At 63.9% G+C, this 17,768-nt stretch carries 14 protein-coding genes; 6 read left to right on the top strand and 8 right to left on the bottom strand.

The genetic code is table 11. The features are described 5' to 3' along the window. Positions 1-58: 58 nt before the first annotated feature. Positions 59-1,549 (top strand): CoA-acylating methylmalonate-semialdehyde dehydrogenase, encoded by a 1,491-nt coding sequence (locus ACFOEV_RS21285; protein WP_386776906.1) that lies wholly within the window; start codon positions 59-61, stop codon positions 1,547-1,549. A 117-nt stretch (positions 1,550-1,666) separates the two neighbouring features. Here the strand turns inward: ACFOEV_RS21285 and ACFOEV_RS21280 are convergent, their stop codons facing one another. From ACFOEV_RS21280 to ACFOEV_RS21270, 3 genes are all read right to left on the bottom strand, one after another. Beyond that, positions 1,667-3,079: an efflux transporter outer membrane subunit gene (locus ACFOEV_RS21280; protein WP_386776904.1), complete on the bottom strand. Its 1,413-nt coding sequence runs from the start codon at positions 3,077-3,079 to the stop codon at positions 1,667-1,669. Then, on the bottom strand, positions 3,072-6,242 hold the full coding sequence (locus ACFOEV_RS21275) for an efflux RND transporter permease subunit (protein WP_386776903.1): 3,171 nt from the start codon (positions 6,240-6,242) through the stop codon (positions 3,072-3,074). Before ACFOEV_RS21275 ends, ACFOEV_RS21280 begins: the two co-directional genes overlap by 8 nt. A gap of 70 nt (positions 6,243-6,312) precedes the next feature. Then, a complete protein-coding gene (locus ACFOEV_RS21270) occupies positions 6,313-7,497 on the bottom strand; it encodes an efflux RND transporter periplasmic adaptor subunit (RefSeq protein ID WP_386777073.1) in 1,185 nt (394 codons plus the stop codon). A gap of 284 nt (positions 7,498-7,781) precedes the next feature. Here ACFOEV_RS21270 and ACFOEV_RS21265 point away from each other — a divergent pair, with 284 nt between their 5' ends. Then, the gene (locus ACFOEV_RS21265) at positions 7,782-8,762 is read left to right on the top strand and encodes a LysR family transcriptional regulator (RefSeq protein WP_386776902.1); all 981 of its coding nucleotides are present in this window, start codon (positions 7,782-7,784) and stop codon (positions 8,760-8,762) included. Positions 8,763-8,879: 117 nt separating this feature from the next. Here ACFOEV_RS21265 and ACFOEV_RS21260 read toward each other — a convergent pair whose 3' ends face one another. From ACFOEV_RS21260 to ACFOEV_RS21250, 3 genes are all read right to left on the bottom strand, one after another. Then, positions 8,880-9,248, bottom strand: a complete 369-nt coding sequence (locus ACFOEV_RS21260) for a phasin family protein (protein WP_386776901.1) — start codon at positions 9,246-9,248, stop codon at positions 8,880-8,882. Positions 9,249-9,409: 161 nt separating this feature from the next. Further along, the gene (locus ACFOEV_RS21255) at positions 9,410-10,888 is read right to left on the bottom strand and encodes a sensor histidine kinase (RefSeq protein WP_386776900.1); all 1,479 of its coding nucleotides are present in this window, start codon (positions 10,886-10,888) and stop codon (positions 9,410-9,412) included. Continuing rightward, positions 10,885-11,649 carry a response regulator transcription factor gene (locus ACFOEV_RS21250; protein WP_386776899.1) on the bottom strand — a complete coding sequence of 255 codons (765 nt, stop codon included), beginning with the start codon at positions 11,647-11,649 and terminating at the stop codon, positions 10,885-10,887. The genes ACFOEV_RS21255 and ACFOEV_RS21250 overlap by 4 nt, the downstream gene beginning before the upstream one ends. Positions 11,650-11,840: 191 nt before the next feature. On the opposite strand from ACFOEV_RS21250, the gene ACFOEV_RS21245 reads away from it, so the two are divergent. From ACFOEV_RS21245 to ACFOEV_RS21235, 3 genes are all read left to right on the top strand, one after another. Then, on the top strand, positions 11,841-12,110 hold the full coding sequence (locus ACFOEV_RS21245; protein ID WP_386776898.1) for a pentapeptide MXKDX repeat protein: 270 nt from the start codon (positions 11,841-11,843) through the stop codon (positions 12,108-12,110). Between the two features lie 68 nt (positions 12,111-12,178). After that, a complete protein-coding gene (locus ACFOEV_RS21240; protein ID WP_386776897.1) occupies positions 12,179-13,045 on the top strand; it encodes a cytochrome b/b6 domain-containing protein in 867 nt (288 codons plus the stop codon). Next, complete coding sequence (locus tag ACFOEV_RS21235) at positions 13,038-13,808, top strand: molybdopterin-binding protein (protein WP_386776896.1); 771 nt, start codon at positions 13,038-13,040, stop codon at positions 13,806-13,808. Before ACFOEV_RS21240 ends, ACFOEV_RS21235 begins: the two co-directional genes overlap by 8 nt. Positions 13,809-13,989: 181 nt before the next feature. Here the strand turns inward: ACFOEV_RS21235 and ACFOEV_RS21230 are convergent, their stop codons facing one another. Then, positions 13,990-15,108: an ABC transporter substrate-binding protein gene (locus tag ACFOEV_RS21230; protein ID WP_386776895.1), complete on the bottom strand. Its 1,119-nt coding sequence runs from the start codon at positions 15,106-15,108 to the stop codon at positions 13,990-13,992. Positions 15,109-15,160: 52 nt separating this feature from the next. Beyond that, positions 15,161-16,651, bottom strand: a complete 1,491-nt coding sequence (gene nhaC / locus ACFOEV_RS21225; protein WP_386776894.1) for a Na+/H+ antiporter NhaC — start codon at positions 16,649-16,651, stop codon at positions 15,161-15,163. A gap of 238 nt (positions 16,652-16,889) precedes the next feature. Between nhaC and ACFOEV_RS21220 the strand changes: the two genes are divergently transcribed. Continuing rightward, the gene (locus ACFOEV_RS21220; RefSeq protein ID WP_386776893.1) at positions 16,890-17,693 is read left to right on the top strand and encodes a helix-turn-helix transcriptional regulator; all 804 of its coding nucleotides are present in this window, start codon (positions 16,890-16,892) and stop codon (positions 17,691-17,693) included. The last annotated feature ends 75 nt before the right edge of the window (positions 17,694-17,768 follow it).

Below are 17,768 nucleotides of genomic sequence, written 5' to 3'. Positions count from 1 at the left end.
GATTTGTTTAATGCTTCCTGAAGGCCTCAACTTACAACATTTCACTACGAGGTAGTACATGACCACTCTTGGCCACCTGATCAACGGCGCTCGTGTCGACAGCGAAGGGCGCACCCAGGACATCTACAACCCCTCCACCGGCGAGGTCGGCGGCCAGGTGAGCCTGGCGAGCAAGGCCACCGTCGAGGACGCCATCGCCGCCGCCCAGGCCGCCTATCCGGCTTGGCGCAATACCCCGCCCGCGAAGCGGGCCCGTGTCATGTACCGCTTCAAGCAGTTGCTGGAAGAGCATGCCGACGAGATCGCCCGGCTGATCGGTCAGGAACACGGCAAGATTAGCCATGATGCAATGGGCGAGCTGCAGCGCGGCATCGAGAACGTGGAGTACGCCTGCGGCGTGCCGGAACTGCTCAAGGGCGAGTACAGCAAGAACACCGGCCCCGGCATCGACTCCTGGAGCGAGTTCCAGCCGCTGGGCGTGGTCGCCGGCATCACCCCGTTCAACTTCCCGGCCATGGTTCCGCTGTGGATGTACCCGATGGCCATCGCCTGCGGCAACACCTTCGTGCTCAAGCCCTCCGAGCGCGACCCGACCTCGACGCTCTATATCGCCGAGCTGGCATTGGAAGCGGGCCTCCCGGCCGGCGTGCTGAACGTCGTCAACGGTGACAAGGAAGCCGTCGATACCCTGCTCGACGATCCCCGCGTCCAGGCTGTCAGCTTCGTCGGCTCCACACCGATCGCGGAGTATATCTATAGCCGCGCCAGCGCCAACGGCAAGCGCTGCCAGGCCTTGGGCGGCGCCAAGAACCACGCCATCGTGATGCCCGACGCCGACATGGACAACGTGGTCAACTCCCTGACCGGGGCCGCCTTCGGTTCCTCCGGTGAGCGCTGCATGGCACTGTCCGTGGCGGTGACCGTGGGTGACGAAGCCGCCGACGCCCTGATCGGCAAGATGCAAGAGCAACTGAAGACCCTCAAGGTCGGCCCCTTCTCCGACGCCGAGAACGACTTCGGCCCGGTAATCACCAAGGCCCACCAGGAGAAGGTTTGCGGCTATATCGACAGCGCCGAGCAACAGGGCGCCGAGATCGTGGTCGACGGCCGCGGCGTCCAGGTGCCGGGCTTTGAAAACGGCTTCTATGTCGGCGGCACCCTGATCGACCGCGTGACCCCCGACATGACCTGTTACCTCGAAGAGATCTTCGGCCCGGTGCTGCTGGTGGTTCGCGCCGGCTCCATGGAAGAGGCCATGCGGCTGATCGACGCTCACGAGTACGGCAACGGCACCTGCATCTACACCCGCGATGGCGAGGCGGCCCGCTACTTCAGCGACCACATCCAGGTGGGCATGGTCGGCATCAATGTACCGCTGCCGGTGCCGGTGTCCTACCACAGCTTCGGCGGCTGGAAGCGCTCGCTGTTCGGCGACCTGAGCGCCTACGGGCCGGATGCCGTGCGCTTCTACACCAAGCGCAAGACCGTCACCCAACGCTGGCCGTCGGCCGGGGTACGCGAGGGCGCCCAGTTCTCCTTCCCCTCATGACGTCAGCATGAAGTGACCTCATGACAGAAGCCGAATCAGGTTCCCTGATTCGGCTTCTTTTTTTCTGGTTCCCCGACTCGAACCTCGTTGCGACGCGGGGTCGAAGTCCTTGACGGCTCAGCTCTCCCTCACCTCCTCGGCCCAACCACCGGCCAGGGCCTTGTAGAGCCCGACCAACGCCGTGGCGGTACGGGTGTGGCTGCGCGCCAGGCTATCCTCGATCTCGAGCCGTGAACGCTCGGCATCGATGACCTGCAGGAAATCGACGACGCCGACCTCGAAGCGTTGGCGTGCCTGACGTGCTGCTTCAGCGCTGGCTTCGGCGGCATCCTGCAGGTGCTCGCGTTCACGCCGCGCTTGGGCGTAGCGTGCCATGGCGGTTTCGGTTTCCTCCAGGGCCAACAAGATCGCCTGCTCGTAGCGAGCAAGGTTGGCCTCGGCGTCGGCATCGGCAGCCGCCATGCGTGCCCGCACACGGCCGATGTCGAGGAACGACCAGTCGATGCCCAGTGCGATCAGTCGCGTCTCGCTATCACGGCTGAACAGATCATCGGTATTCGCCGCCTGGGTCCCCAGTAATCCGCTCAGGGTGAAACGCGGATAGAGATCCGCGGTAGTAACCCCGATTCGCGCACTGGCAACCTCCAGACGACGCTCGGCGGCGGCGATATCGGGACGCCGGCGCAGCAGCTCGCCGGGCAAGCCGGTGGCGACCCGGTCGGGCAACGCCGGCAAGGGTGCCGGCGCTTCGAGCTCGGCGACCAGCGCTCCCGGCTGCTTGCCGGACAGCACGGCGATACGATGCGTCAGCGCGGCGATCTCGCCTTCGAGCGCCGGGATCCGTGACAGCGTGGTCTCGAGTTGCGCCCGGGCGCGAACGCTGTCGAACTCGATGCCGCGCCCCGCCGCGAGGCGCGCATTCACCAGTTCCAGAGACTCGCGTTGGTTGTCGGCGTTGGCCCGTGCGACCCGCAGTTGCTCCTGCAAGCCGCGCAATTGGAAGTAGCTATCGACCAACTCGGCTACCACCACCACCTGGAGCGCGCGCAGGTCGGCCGCCGTGGCTTCGCTCTCGGCGCGCTGGGCTTCGACGCTACGTCGCACGCGACCGAAGACGTCCAGCTCCCAGAAGGCCGAGATCCCGGCGTCGAAGCTATCGGCGTCACGCTCGCCACGAGAGACACCCGGCATCTGGTCGGCACTCAGACGCTGATTCTCGATCCCGGCCTCCGCCGTGATGTCGGGTGTCAGGTTCTGCCGCGATTCACGCAGCAAGGCACGGCTGCGATCGTAGCGGGCCAGGGCGACACGCAGATCATGATTGGTGGCCAGAGTGTCGTCCACCAGCTGCGTCAGCAATGGATCATCGAAACGCTGCCAGAACTCGGCTTCCACCGGCTCGGTGGCATACAGCGAGGTATCGGCGCGTACCAGCGATTGAGGTTCCGGCAGCTCGGGCGACTGGTAGTCGGGGCCCACGGCACAAGCCGTGAGCAGCAACGACAAGGAAATCGGCAGTAGCTTACGCACGGTATTCGCCCTCCGCTGGCAGGGTTTCCTGCGGCGCCCGACGGAAGCGCTCGGCCAGCTTGCGCAACGCCACGTAGAACACTGGCGTCAGGAACAGACCGAACAGCGTGACGCCAAGCATGCCGGCGAACACCGCCACGCCGAGCGCCTGGCGCACTTCCGAACCGGCGCCACTACCCAGCATCAGCGGCACCACCGCCGCGGTGAAGGTGATCGAGGTCATGATGATCGGCCGCAGACGCAGACGGCAGGCCTCCAACGCCGCTTCGATGATGCCTCGCCCTTGCATCTCCAGCTCTCGGGCGAACTCGACGATCAGGATGGCGTTCTTGCACGCCAAGCCGATCAATACCACCAACCCGACCTGAACGAAGATGTTGTTGTCACCCCCCATGAACCGTACCCCGAGCAGCGCCGAGAGCATGCACATCGGCACGATCAGGATCACCGCCAGCGGCAGGGTCCAGCTCTCGTAGAGAGCAGCCAGGGCCAGGAACACCAGCAACACCGACAGCGGGAACACCACCAGCGCGGCATTGCCCTGGGTCGCCTGCTGAAAGCTCAGATCGGTCCACTCGAAGGTCATGCCACCGGGCAGAACCCTGGCGGCGAGCTCGCTCAGCGTGTCCATCGCCTGCGCCGAGGACAGCACACGTGGATCCGCCTCGCCGGCCAGGTCGGCGGCGGGATAGCCGTTGTAGCGCAGCACCGGGTCCGGCCCGAAGGTCTGACTGATCTGCACCATCGAACCGATCGGCACCATCTCGCCGCGCTCGTTGCGGGTACGCAGGTTGGCGATATCCTCGACGCTGTCACGGTAGGAAGCATCGGCTTGGGCGATCACTTGCCAGGTGCGGCCGAACTGGTTGAAGTCGTTGACGTAGGTCGAACCGAGATAGGTCTGCAGGGTGTCGAACAGCTCCGTCAGCGGGACCCCTTGGGCCTTGGCCTTGATTCGGTCGACTTCGGCGTCGAGCTGCGGCACGTTGGCCTGGTAGCTGGTTATCGGGAAGCCCATGCCTGGCGTCTGCGCGATAGCCCCCTGGAACGCCTGCACCGCATTCTGTAGCTCGCCGTAGCCAAGCCCCGCCCGGTCCTCGATGAACATCTGCCAGCCGTTGCCGTTGCCGAGGCCAAGAATCGGCGGCGGCATGAACGCGAACGCGAGGCCCTCCTGCAGACCAGCGATTTTCTGGTTGATCTCGGCGTTGATCTCGGCCGCCGTGCGGCTGCGCTCGGCGAAGGGCGCCAAGGTCAGGAACACCACCCCGTTGTTGGGTGTATTGGTGAACTGCAGGGCATTGAGTCCCGGAAAGGCAATCGAGTGGGTCACACCCTCCGTCTCCATGGCGATCTCGCCAACCTGGCTCAGCATCGCATCGGTGCGCGACAGCGAGGCCCCTTCCGGCAGCATGACGCCGGCGATCAGGTACTGTTTGTCCTGGGTCGGGATGAAGCCCGGCGGCACCGCATTGAACATCACTCCGGTCGCGGCCAGCAGCAGCGCATACACCACGAATACCGCCCCGCGCCGGCCCAGGATGCGCGAGATCGCCCCCTGATACTTCGCCGAGCTGCTGCCGAAGAAGCGGTTGAAGGGACGGAACACCCAACCGAACAGCAGGTCGATCAAGCGTGTCATACGATCCTTCGGCGCATCGTGGGGCTTGAGCAGCATCGCCGCCAACGCCGGAGACAAGGTCAACGAGTTGATCGTGGAGATCACCGTGGAGATGGCGATAGTCGCCGCGAACTGGCGGTAGAACTGCCCGGTGACACCGGACAGGAACGCCATCGGCACGAACACCGCACACAGCACCAGGCCGATGGCGATGATCGGCCCGCTCACTTCCTTCATTGCCTGGTGCGCGGCGGCAAGTGGTGTCAATCCCTCTTCGATGTTGCGCTCGACGTTCTCCACCACCACGATCGCGTCGTCGACCACGATACCGATCGCCAGCACCAGACCGAACAGGGTCAGGGTGTTGATCGAGAAGCCCAGCAGATAGAGCGCGGCGAAGGTACCCACTACCGACACCGGCACCGCGATCAGCGGAATGATCGACGCGCGCCAGGTCTGCAGGAACAGCGTGACCACCAGCACCACCAGTAGCACCGCCTCCAGCAGGGTCTTGACCACTGCCTCGATCGAGTCGCGCACGAAGATGGTGGTATCGTAAACCGCCTCGTACTCGACGCCCTCGGGGAACCACTGGGCCAGCTCGTCCATGGTGGCGATGACATTTTCCTGAATCTCCAGCGCATTCGCCCCCGGCGCCTGGAAGACGCCGATGGCGACCGCGTCACTGCCGTCCAGCTTCGAGCGCAGGGTATAGTCGCCAGCGCCCAGCTCCAGACGGGCGACGTCGGCCAGACGCACGAGCTCTCCATCGGCGCCGCTCTTGACCACGATGTCGCCGAACTCCTGCTCGGTGGTCAGACGGCCCTGAGCGTTGATCAGGGTCAGGAAGTCGCTGTTGGGCATGGGCTCGGCGCCGAGCTGGCCAGCCGAAACCTGCACGTTCTGCTCGCGCATCGCCTGCACCACGTCGCCGGCCGTGAGTCCCCGCGCCGCAATCTTGTTCGGGTCGAGCCAGGCACGCATGGCGTAATCGCCGCCGCCGAAGATCTGCGCGTCACCGACACCCTGAATGCGCGCCAACGCGTCCTTGACATGCAGACGGGCGTAGTTGCGCAGGTACAGGGTGTCGTAACGGCCGTCCTCTGATGTCAGGTGCACCACCATCAGGAACGTCGGCGATTGCTTCTGCGTCGTCACGCCCTGACGGCGCACGTCCTCTGGCAGCCGCGCCAGCGCCTGGTTGACCCGATTCTGCACCTTGACCGCCGCATCGTCCGGATCGGTACCGGGGCGGAAGGTCACGGTCATCTGCAGCACACCATCGGAGCCGGCCACCGACTTGAGGTACATCATGTCCTCGACGCCGTTGATCTCTTCCTCCAGCGGCGTGGCGACGGTTTCGGCGATGACCTTGGGATTGGCGCCGGGATAGACCGTGCGCACCACCACCGACGGCGGCACCACGTCCGGGTATTCGCTGACCGGCAGCAACGGTATGGTGATCGCACCGCCGACGAAGAGGAGAATCGACAGCACCGCAGCGAAGATCGGACGATCGACGAAAAATTTCGCGAAGTTCATGGCAAGACTCCATCATCGGGGCGAGCACTTTGGTGCTCGCCCCCGGAGAACACATCAACGGCAACAGCCGTCAGTGAGCGGCCGAGAGGTCGACCGTCGGCTGGGGAACACTCATGTCGACGCTTTGCGCGGCCACCGGCATCCCCGGGAAGAAGATGCGCTGGGCACCGCGAACCACCACGCGGTCACCAGGCTCGAGCCCCGATTCGATCACTCGCAAGCCATCGGTTATGCGCCCGAGCTCGATATCCTTGCGCACCGCGACGCCCTGATCATCGACGACATAGACATACTTGCGGTCCTGGTCGGTCAACACCGCCTTGTCATCGACCAGCATGGCATCGTCGGACCCTTGGCCACGCAGTTGCACGCGCGCGAACATGCCCGGCGCAAAGCGTCCATCGCGATTGTCGAGTACGGCACGCATCAGGATGGTGCCCGCCGAAGAATCGAGCTGGTTGTCGACGAAGTCCACCTCGCCTTCATACGGATAGCCGATATCGGAAGCCAGGCCGACCCGTACCGGCGTGCGTTCCTCCCGTGAGCTGGGACGCTCCCCGGACCGCTCCATGGCGCCATAGCGCAGATAGCTTTGCTCGTCGGCGAAGAAATGCACATGAACCTGATCGAGGGAGACGATGCTGGTCAGCGGTGTGGTGTCGGAGACCAGGTTGCCGGCAGTGACCAGAGCCCGCCCGGTGCGGCCGGCGATCGGTGCGCGCACCTCGGTGTACTCCATGTTCAGGCTTGCCGTCTCGACCACGGCGCGCGCCGCCAGCACATCGGCTTCGGCCTCGGCCGCCGCCGCGCGGCGCTGATCCAGCTCCTCACGAGAGATGGCGCGGGTCTGTGCCAACGTTTCCGCCCTGGCGGCCTCGGCACGAGCCAGCTCGGCGCGCGCCTGGGCACGCTGGAGATCGGCCTCGGCACGAGCCAGCTCGGCACGATAGGGACGCTGATCGATCACGAACAGCACATCGCCCTTGTCGACGACCTGGCCCTCGGTGTAATTGATGCGTTCGATGTAGCCGGACACTCGCGGACGTAGTTCCACCGTTTCCACCGCCTCGATATGGCCGGTGTATTCGTCCCAGAAACGCACATCCTTCACCACCACCTCGGCCACACTGACCTCGGGAGGGGGCGGCTGTTGCTGCGCACCGTCCGCCTGGGTATCGCACCCCGTCAGGAGAACGAACCCCAGGAATACGGCAATAGCCAGGCCTGTTCGCCTGGAGTCCGAATAATGGAACATCTTGTGGACGTTCATGGGAGTCCCTCTAACCAGTCGCTTATCGGCGCCAACGTCAACCAGCTTGTGGCGGGTATATAAATGCCTTCATGCCTTTAGTCGTCGGGCAGAGCATGAAATCGACATCATCGGCGCTGGTGAAGTGCAAGAAGATAAAGCGATTAAGCTGACTTGATTAGTCGGGTTTTGAGGGAAATACTATCTCATTGACGGGATAGTCACCGTGCAGCCCGCCTTAATGTGATATTCCTCCCCGGACACGCATGCACGGAGAAAGGGACAACAACATGCAGCAGGATCTCAACGACGTCTTGATCTTTGCCAAGGTCGTGGAACAGGGAAGTTTTACCGCCGCATCGAAGTTGCTGCGTATCCCCAAGACCACGGTGAGCCGCAAGGTCCAGGAATTGGAACAGCGCCTGGGCGCCCGATTGCTGAATCGTACGACCCGCAAGCTGAGCCTGACCGAGGCCGGCGCCGTCTACTTCGACTATTGCAATCGCATCGCCCAGGACCTGGGAGAGGCGGAGAGCGCCGTCCACCATCTCGAAGGCAGCCCACGGGGCTGGTTACGGGTCACCGCGCCGTTCACGATGTGCACCGAGTTCACCTCGATCCTGATCCGGGATTTCCGGGAGCTGTATCCCGAGGTCAAAATCGACATGGTACTGTCGAACGAACGCCTCGACCTGGTCGCCAACCAGATCGATGTCGCGCTGCGGGTCGGTCCCCTGCCGGACTCCAGCCTGGTGGCCCGCCCCCTGGCACGCTACCGCTCGTTCGTCTATGCCAGCGATAGCTACATCGCCCGCCATGGAGAGCCGCGCAAGCCGGCGGATCTGGCCTTCCATCCGACGCTGGCCAAGAGCTCCGATCAGCGCAGCCAGCGCTACTTCTGGCAACTGCAGAACGGCTCGCGCCGGGAAGAGGTCGCGATCGACCCCATCGCCGTGGCCAATGACCCCTTCGTGTTGAGACGACTGCTCGTCGAAGGCCATGGCCTGATGCTGGCCAGCGAAATCGTGGCCTGCTGGGGACCGCAGGAAGGAAAGCTGCGCCGCGTCCTGGAAGGATGGTCGGGACCGGAAGTCGAGCTCAACGCGGTATTCCCCGGCGGACGCCTCATCTCGCCCAAGGTGCGTACCTTCGTCGATATGGTGGCGAAGCACATGCGCCTCGACGACGCCTCTGGTCCTTCGCATTGGCAGCCCCCCGTGCCCTCCGCCGAGCCCGTGGACACAACGGAACCGGTGGACGAGACGGCCTGAGCCACCTTTGGCTACCTTCACTGAATAGAATCGGATGAAAAAGAGCGGGATAAAAAACGAGCCGTCGCCCAATGGGCGACGGCTCGGTGTTAATTGCCTGTTAGGCGGGCGTACTGCTTATTTAGCCGCCTTGGTCGTGCTCTTGGACGCTGCCTTGAGGTTGTCCTCGGCCAGCTTCTGGCTCTGCTGGACGAACTCCTGGTTCATGGCGACGACCTTCTCGACGTCGTCCTTGAGACGTTCGGTCAGTTCCTTGGCGGTTTTCTGCTGCCCTTCGGCATAGGAGCGCAGACCTTCGGCGTCCTTGACGTCGAGGATGGCACGGGCCTGGCTCAGGCTGGCGTCGGAATAGGCCTTGGCGGCGTCGAACTGGGCAGCCACCAGTTTCTCGGTATAGTCCAGGGTCAGTGCCGCGTAGGCACGAGCCGGGGCAAAGAACAGGGATTCGAACTGCTGAGTGGCTTGGTCGAGAGTCTCGTTGCTCATTGGAACACCTCCGTGGGTTTTCAAGGGGCGAGGGCTTTTGCCTTGCGTTGCAATGCAACATAGCAAAGCTTTTATTGCGCTGCAACATGCGGCATGGCACTCACCGCCACACCATTGTGTCGCCAGCACAGTTCAACGATCTTGTGTGACGCATTAATGAATCAAGCATAGGGCAACACCATACTTACTCGGGTTCCCTCGCCGACCCGGCTATCGATTTTCAGCGGCGCTTCGTGGCGCTCGCAGATCTCGCGCACGATCGACAGCCCCAACCCCGAGCCGTCTCCCTTGGCGATACTGGTCCGCGTGCGATAGAAGCGTTGCGTCACCACCGGCAGTTCCTCCGCCGCGATGCCGACACCATTATCGACGATCGCCAGCCGCACCCCCTCATCCAGCGCTTCGGCCTCGAGGCGCACCCAGCCCCCGGCGGCGGTGGCACGCAGGGCATTGTCGAGCAGATTGGACAGCACCCGGTCGATCAAGCCGAGATCGGCCTCGACCCGAGGCAGTGAGGGATCACAGGTCACCGTCAACGAGATCCCTGCTTGACGGGCCTGATGTTGAAACTTGCCGACGATGTCGTGAGCCAACTCGGCCAGCGAGAACGGTTCGCGCTGCAGCGGCTTGTCGTAGGCATCCAGCCGCGCCAGCGTCGAAAGCTGCTGTGCCAGACGGGTCAGCCGATCGGCATTGTCGAGAATCGCCGTCAGCATCCGCCGACGGTCAACATCCATGGCAGTGGTCGTGGTCAGTAATTGCTCGGTATAACCGCGCAGCGAGGTCAGGGGAGTGCGAAAATCATGTGAGAGATTGGCAACCAGTTCGCGACGCTGGCGATCGGTTTCATGCAAGGCCTGCAGCTGAGCCTCGATGGTCCCGGCCATGTTGTTGAAGGCCCGCACCAGGCGGCCCAGTTCGTCGTCTCGCGGGGCGGCAATGCGCTGCCCGTAATCCCCCTCGGCGAAACGCTGCACCGCCGTCGTCAACCTCGAGAAGCGCCGGGTCAACAGGGCGAACCACACCAGACCAAAAATCCCGGAAACCAGCAGCGCCATCAAGCCGGCGGCCACCAGGGTGCGGGTGATGGAACTGGTGCGCAGCATGGCGAACATCGAAGCGTGGCTGGCATTGTTGAGATCGGCGTACAGATAGCCTGGGGTGCGCCGCTCGCCATAGCCGATGCGTGCCACGGAGAACACCCCGAGCTGGCGCCCGCAGGGCGACATCGCCATCACCGGCAACATCGGCTCCTCACCCAGCAAAGTCTCCAACGCCCGCGTGTCCACCTGCCTGCCCAGGCCGCAGGCCGGTTCGGCATAGTCGGCGATCACCCGACCGTGCTCGTCGAGCACATACAGTGACAGCGAAGGATTGATCGAGACGATATGCCGAGCCATGTTCCTTGCGGCGGCGCTGTCGATACCCTCATGCAACGCCGGCCGCATGACCTGGGCGAGGTTCTCGGCCAGGTCGATCTCCAGACGCTGCTGGAGTTCGCGGCCGAGCTGGTTGAACTGACTGATGGCGATCCAGGCGGTCGCCACCGACAACAGCAGCAGACTGGTCAGGTAGACCAGCGCGATACGCGCATAGAGACTGCGACCTAGCCGGCCGAAGCGGCGTATCAGTGCCTTCATGAGCGCTCGATACCGGACTCGGGAGACGACGGGCCATCCCCCGCCGGCGTCTCGGTGAAGCGATAGCCCACTCCCCACACGGTCTGGATGAAATGCGGCTTGGCCGGGTCGACCTCGATCTTGTTGCGCAAGCGATTGATATGCGTGTTCACGGTATGATCATAGCCGTCGAATTCCTCGCCCCACACCTTGTCGAGCAACTCGCCGCGGCTGAAGCTGTGCCCGGGATGGCGAGCGAACAACGAGAGTAGCGCAAACTCCTTGCTGGTGAGCTGGAGCGGCTTGCCATCGAGGTGTACCCGGTGCTGGCCGGTATCGATGACCAGCGGACCGCGCACCAGCGGCGGCGTGGGGACGATGCCGTCGTCGGCGGGCGCCTGGCGCTGGCCGCGGCGCAGCAAAGCCTGCACCCGGGCCAGCAGGATCGGCATGTGAAACGGCTTGGTGATGTAGTCGTCGGCGCCGATCTCGAGTCCCACCACCACATCGCGGATCGCGGCCTTGGCGGTGACCATCAGCACCGGCGTCTGGCTGTCGCGGCTGCGCAGCCGACGGCAGACCTCCAGACCGTCCACTCCGGGCAACATCAGATCCAGCATCACCAGATCGTAGTGCAGCCCCGCGGCCTCGGCCGCCAACAGCGCCAGCGCCGCCTCGCCATCGCGTACCCAGTCGCAGGCATAGTCCATCGCCGCCAGCGACTCGGTGAGCAGCTTGCCGATCTCGGGATTGTCCTCGACACAGAGGATCCGGTAGACCATCGCCAGGTCTCCCTCCAGTTACCTGTCCCTACTCTAGAGCCACCCCGACTCCTGCGCATCACGAAAGCATCACGGAAAAAATGTCACGGCGTGATGGTTTCGTGAGGAATCGGCCGTGACGCCTGACTACTGTGGCCCTTGCCGCTCCGGCATACCGTCGACGGCCAATCCGTGAATGGAGGTGCAAGCCGATGAACTCGTTGAACCGTCCCAAGACCGCGCTGTTCGCTGCCCTGCTGGGCGCCGCCCTGCTCCTGCCGACCGCCGCCCTGGCGAACGAGCCGATGGAAGGCGACAGCATGGCAAGCGAAAGCATGGAGCACGATGCCATGTCCGGCGATGCCATGGAGCACGACGCGATGGGTGAGGATAGCATGGCTGGGGATGACGCCATGATGGAGGAAGAAGAGCCCATGATGGAGGAAGGCGACGACATGATGGAAGACGACGACGCCATGTGAGGCTCGGCCCCCTACCGGCCGATGACCCATCGGGATGCATCGGCCGGCTTCTCCCGGGGAGGTACCCCATGCAATTCCTGAAACGCTCCTCCATGTCCACCGCGAGTGTCAGCGACCAGGCGCCGGTCATCATCTGGCGGCATACGCGGTTCACGAGGATCTGGCACTGGGTGAATGCGGTCTGCCTGGTCGTGCTGCTGATGAGCGGCCTGCAGATCTTCAATGCCCACCCCGCCCTGTACTGGGGCAAGGACTCCCGTTTCGACGACCCGGCGCTATCGATCCGCGCCGTCAGCGGCGATGACGGCGAACTGCGCGGCATCACCCAGATCGGCGACTACCGCTTCGAGACCACCGGGGTCTTGGGTCTGTCCGGCCCGGCTGAAGCACGCGAGCGCCGTGCCTTCCCAGCCTGGGCTACAGTGCCGGGGCCTCGCTGGCTGGCTGCAGGACGTCAGTGGCACTTCCTGGCCGGCTGGATCTTCGCCCCCATGCTGATCGCCTATCTGCTGTATCTGGTGATCAGCGGCCAATTGCGCCGACGCCTGCTGCCACGATGTCACGAATGGCGAACCATCGGTCATACCCTGTTCGAACACTTGCGGCTGCGCTTCCCGAAAGGCGAGGAGGCACGCCACTACAACCTGCTGCAGAAACTGACCTACCTGTTGGTGCTGCTGGTCATCGCGCCGCTGGTCGTGCTCACCGGACTGACCATGTCCCCGACCATGGATGCTGCCTGGCCGTGGCTGCTGGATCTCTTCGGTGGCCGCCAGAGCGCGCGTACGATCCATTTCCTGTGCGCCCTGGCGCTGGTCGGCTTCTTCCTGATCCATATCGCGCTGGTACTGGTGTCCGGCGTCGTCAACAACCTGCGTTCGATGATCACCGGGCGCTATGTGCTGCCCCCGAGCGAGGAGACCCGCGATGAATAGACCGACCAATCCGGGGCGTCGCCGCTTCCTGGCGCGCGCTGTCCTGGCCAGCAGTGCGGCCCTGCTGGCGGGCTGCGACCAGCTATCACGCAGCGACGCCATGCGCCAGTTGTTCGATGCCACCGGCGCGCTGACCCAGCGGGCGCAACGGCTGCTGGCCTCTCGCGAATCGCTGGCACGCGAATACACGCCCGACGATATCGCCCCGACCTTTCGTGCCAACGGTACCACCAACCCACAGGACGAAACTTACCGACGCCTAGCGGCCAACGGCTTCCGCGACTGGCGACTGACGATCGACGGCCTGGTCGAACGGCCTCGCTCCTTCTCGCTGGACGAACTCCGGGCCATGCCGGCGCGCACCCAGATCACCCGCCACGATTGCGTCGAAGGATGGAGCTGCATCGGCCAATGGACCGGCGTGGTACTCAGCGATCTGTTGGCCCAGGTCGGTGTGCGCGACGAAGCGCGATTCGTGGTCTTCCACTGTGCGGATAGCTATCGCGGCACGGACAGATACTACGAGAGCCTGGACATGCTCGAGGCCTATCACCCGCAGACGCTGATGGCCTATGGCCTGAACGGTAGCGACCTGCCCATCGCCAATGGCGCCCCACTAAGGCTGCGAGCCGAACGACAACTCGGCTATAAGATGGCCAAGTACGTGATGCGCGTCGAACTGGTGGAGAGCTTCGCCCACTTCGGCCGCGGCCGGGGCGGCTACTGGGAAGACCGAGGCTACCAATGGTGGGCGGGGATATAGGGAATTTAAGCATCTCGCTCTGGGATCGATGGCCATGCCGGTAGTGTATTGGAGGCGCGACCGGTACAAGCGGCAGGACACAATCGGCAAGACTGCCAAAGCGCACGGCGCGACCGGAAATGATACTTCGCTTCATATTACCCCTCCTGTGCCCTGAGTCGGCTGAGGATCGCGGACGACCTCATCGCACGTGCCAGAGCTGGAAGGGTTCCTTGCGTGCCAGCCAGTGCTCGAACTGGCGATCTATCCGCGCCTGATTGCGTGCCCACCATTCGGCGTCGATGCGCAGGGCGCCTTCGGCATTGGCGGGGGCGGTCGGCAAATGCGGCTTGATCGCCTCGTCCATCAGCGCCAGCGAGGATTGGCGGGCCGGGCCGTAGGAGATGTAGCGGGCCTGATCGGCCAACCGCCGAGTGTCGGTGGCGAAGGCGATGAATTCCATGGTCGCGTCCATGCTGGCGGTCTTGGGCGTGCGCTTGGGGATCACCCACATGTCGTAGTCCCAGCCCTGGCCGTCCCAGATCACACCAAAATCCTGGTCGCGTTTTTCGTTCGCGGCGTAGAGGCGACCATTGAACACCGCACTCATGGCCACCTCGCCATCGGCCAGCAGTCGGGCGGGGGCATCGGCGGCTTCCCACCAGACGATGTCCTGCTTGATGGTGTCGAGCTTCTCGAAGGCGCGTTGCAGGCCCTCGTCGGTGTCCAGCACCTCGTAGATCCGATCCGGCGAGACACCATCCGCCAACAGCGCCCATTCCAGGTTGACCCTGGGCGAACGACGCATGCCGCGCTTGCCGGGGTACTGGCTCAGGTCGAAGAAATCGGCCAGCGCCGTGGGGGGATTATCGTCGAACCGACCGGGGTCGTAGGCCACCACCGTGGACCAGATCACCTGACCGACGGCGCATTCGGTGAGCATGCCGGACAGGAAGTCCTCCGCTGCCGGCGTGCCATCGGGGGCGGGTGGCAGCATGGAGTGGTCGATCTTCTCGAGCAGGCCTTCCTCGCAGCCGCGAATGGCATCGCTGAGTTCCATGTCCACCACGTCCCAGGTCACGTTGTAGGCCGCGACCTGAGCGCGCACATCGGCCAACTCGCCGTTGTAGATGGCCATGTCGACGGTCAGTTCGGTCTCGGCTTCGTAGGGGATCACATAGGCCAGCATCTGGCTGCGGGTGTAGGCGCCGCCCCATGACGTCACGGTGAGATCGCCGTGCGCCTGGGCCACCGTGTTGACGAGCGGCACGAAGGCGACAACGGTCAACAACCGCACCGCGGTGCGCATTGAAATTGGCATGACGGGTCTCCCTTCCATTCAGGTTATTCGCGTATCACCATCACCGAGCGACTCAGGCTTTGGCGGTGGCCGGACGTCCGGCATCGTGGTGGCCGGTCTCATCCATCACCGCTTCACCCAGATCCTTCCAGCGCTGGCGTTCTTCGTCGCTGGCCTTGGGCACAAACCAGCCGGTGGCGGCCCACAGCAGGCCGAACAGCAACGACATCCAACAGGCGAAGGCCACCGGAGCGTAGGCCAGGGTGTCGACGCCCAGGGTACCGGCCACGAAGGCGCCGCCCACGTTCCAGGGGATCAGCGGCGAGACCAAGGTGCCGCCATCTTCCACCGAGCGCGACAGATTGGTGACCGACAGGCCTCGGCCGCGGTAGGCGGGGGCAAACATCCGGCCCGGTAGGGCGACCGACAGATAGACGTCGCCGGTGACCACGTTGGTACCGATGGCCGACCCGGTGCTGGCGGCGACCAGCCCGAAGCGGCTCTTGGCGATCTTGAGGATGCTCTCCAGCACCACTTCCAGACAGCGGGTCCGTTCCAGCATGCCGCCGAAACCCAGGGCGATCAGCACCAGGGTGATGACCCAGGTCATCGACTGGATGCCGCCCTTGCTGAGCAGCCGGTCGACCGCCTCGATGCCGGTATCGCTGGTGTAGCCGCTCTGCATGGCGTTGAACACGTCGTGGACCGACACCCCCTGCACGACCACGGCCAGGATGCCGCCCAGCAGCACGCCGGAGAAGATCGAAGGCAGCGCGGGAAAGCGCCTGACTGCAAGGATCACTACCACGAGCGGCGGGATCAGCAGCCAGACGCTGAGCGCAAAGGTCTCTTGCAGCGTGGCATTGATCTGCGCCACGCTTTCGCTGTGCAGGGCGGCGTCGGTGGCGTAACCCGTGCCGATCCAGGCATACAGGGCCAGCGCCACCAGCATGGCCGGCCCCGTAGTGGCTATCATGCCGCGGATGTGGCTCCAGAGATCGGTGCCGCAGACCGCCGGAGCCAGGTTGGTGGTGTCCGACAGCGGCGACATCTTGTCGCCGAAGAAGGCGCCGGAGACTACCGCACCGGCGGTCAGGTGGAGCGGAATGCCCAGCCCCTCGCCGATGCCGATCAGGGCCAACCCCACGGTGCCGACCGTGCCCCAGGAGGTGCCGGTGGCCAGCGAGATGATGGCGCAGATCAGGCAGGTGGCAAACAGGAAGATCCCGGGGCTGAGAATCGCCAGACCGTAGTAGATCAGCAGCGGCACGGTGCCGCTCAGGATCCACACCCCGATGATCATGCCGACCGTCATCAGGATGGCCATGGAGGGCAGACCGACACTGACCACCTTGTAGAGGCCGGCCTCCATGTGCGACCAGCGATAGCCCTGCCACCAGCCCAGTGCGCCGACGATCATGATGCCCAGTACCAGGGGGATGTGGGGCGTGAAGTCATCGAACACGAACAGTTGCAGCATCAGCAGGACGATGGTCAGGGCGATCGGCAGGATCGCCATGAGCAAGCTGGGCTTCCTGGGGGAAGGGGTATGATCACTATCCATGGTTTTTGTTTTCCTCGCTTTTAGGTGGTGGTTGCGATCGATCAGCGGAGCCGACCCAAGAGGGCCGGCCAGGACATCCCTGAGTAGCCGTGGGTCACTTGCTCGGCGTCGAGAATCATGCCAACTTCGTTTCAACGATATGGATGCTTTAGTTTAGGAAGAGTACCGAGCGGGCACTTAACCCAGGCTCCTGAGCCGTTGTCCCAGACTCCGCACACTTCCCACCCAAGGAGGCCCTATGCCCCGGACTCTGGCTCGCTGCAACCGGATTGCACCCCGCTCAGTGGAGCATTGCCATCCCTACCCGCAACTGCTGCTGGGTTGGCGCGGTGTCTTGGACCTTGAATTCAGCCCCGGCGGAGAGCATGTCGCGCTTGGCCAGGCGGCGATCCTACCGCCCGGCGAGCGCCACCTTTTCCTGGGATGCGACGACAGCTGTGAGGTCCTGGTCATCGATCTCGGCTCCGACGACCCCTGCCTGGCGGCACTGGAGCAGAGCTGCACACTGCAGCTGCGCCAGTCCCTGTTCGCGACGCCCAAGTCCTTAAGCCTGCCACCGACCTTGATCCCCATGGTGGAGCTAGCCACACGCCAACTGAAGGCGCACAAATCCACGGCACAGTCCGCCCTCCTCAACCATCAACTGGCCATCTTTTTCGTGAGCCAGCTCAGTGAGCTGCTGACGCTGGACAGTGGAGCCCCCCCTAGCCAAGGGCGACTATCCGCGACACTTCTCGATAGCTTCATCGACGAGCGCCTCTCGCAGCCCCCCGACAACCCGACGCTGGCCGATGCCTTCCATCTCAGCCAAAGCCGATTCCACCTGCTCTGCCTGCGTGATTTCGGCGTCACTCCGCAGACGTATGTCATGAATCGTCGTTTGCGCTGGGCTCGTTTCTGGTTACGCGAGACGCGGCGCACGGTGAGTGACATCGCCTTCGATCTAGGCTTTGCCGATGTATCGAGCTTTTCACGAGCCTATCGGCGCAGGATGGGCCATTCACCGAGCGAGGAGCGAAAAAGCGCAACGCCCCCCAAATAGAGTCAAAGCGGACACCTTACCGAGCCGGAAACCATCGGCTGATGGGGAGTTTTCGAAGTCAGACGCCGGAACGAC

This window comes from Litchfieldella rifensis (assembly GCF_042646605.1).
In the GTDB taxonomy this organism is placed as follows: domain Bacteria; phylum Pseudomonadota; class Gammaproteobacteria; order Pseudomonadales; family Halomonadaceae; genus Litchfieldella; species Litchfieldella rifensis.
This window is presented reverse-complemented; position numbering and strand designations above follow the sequence as displayed.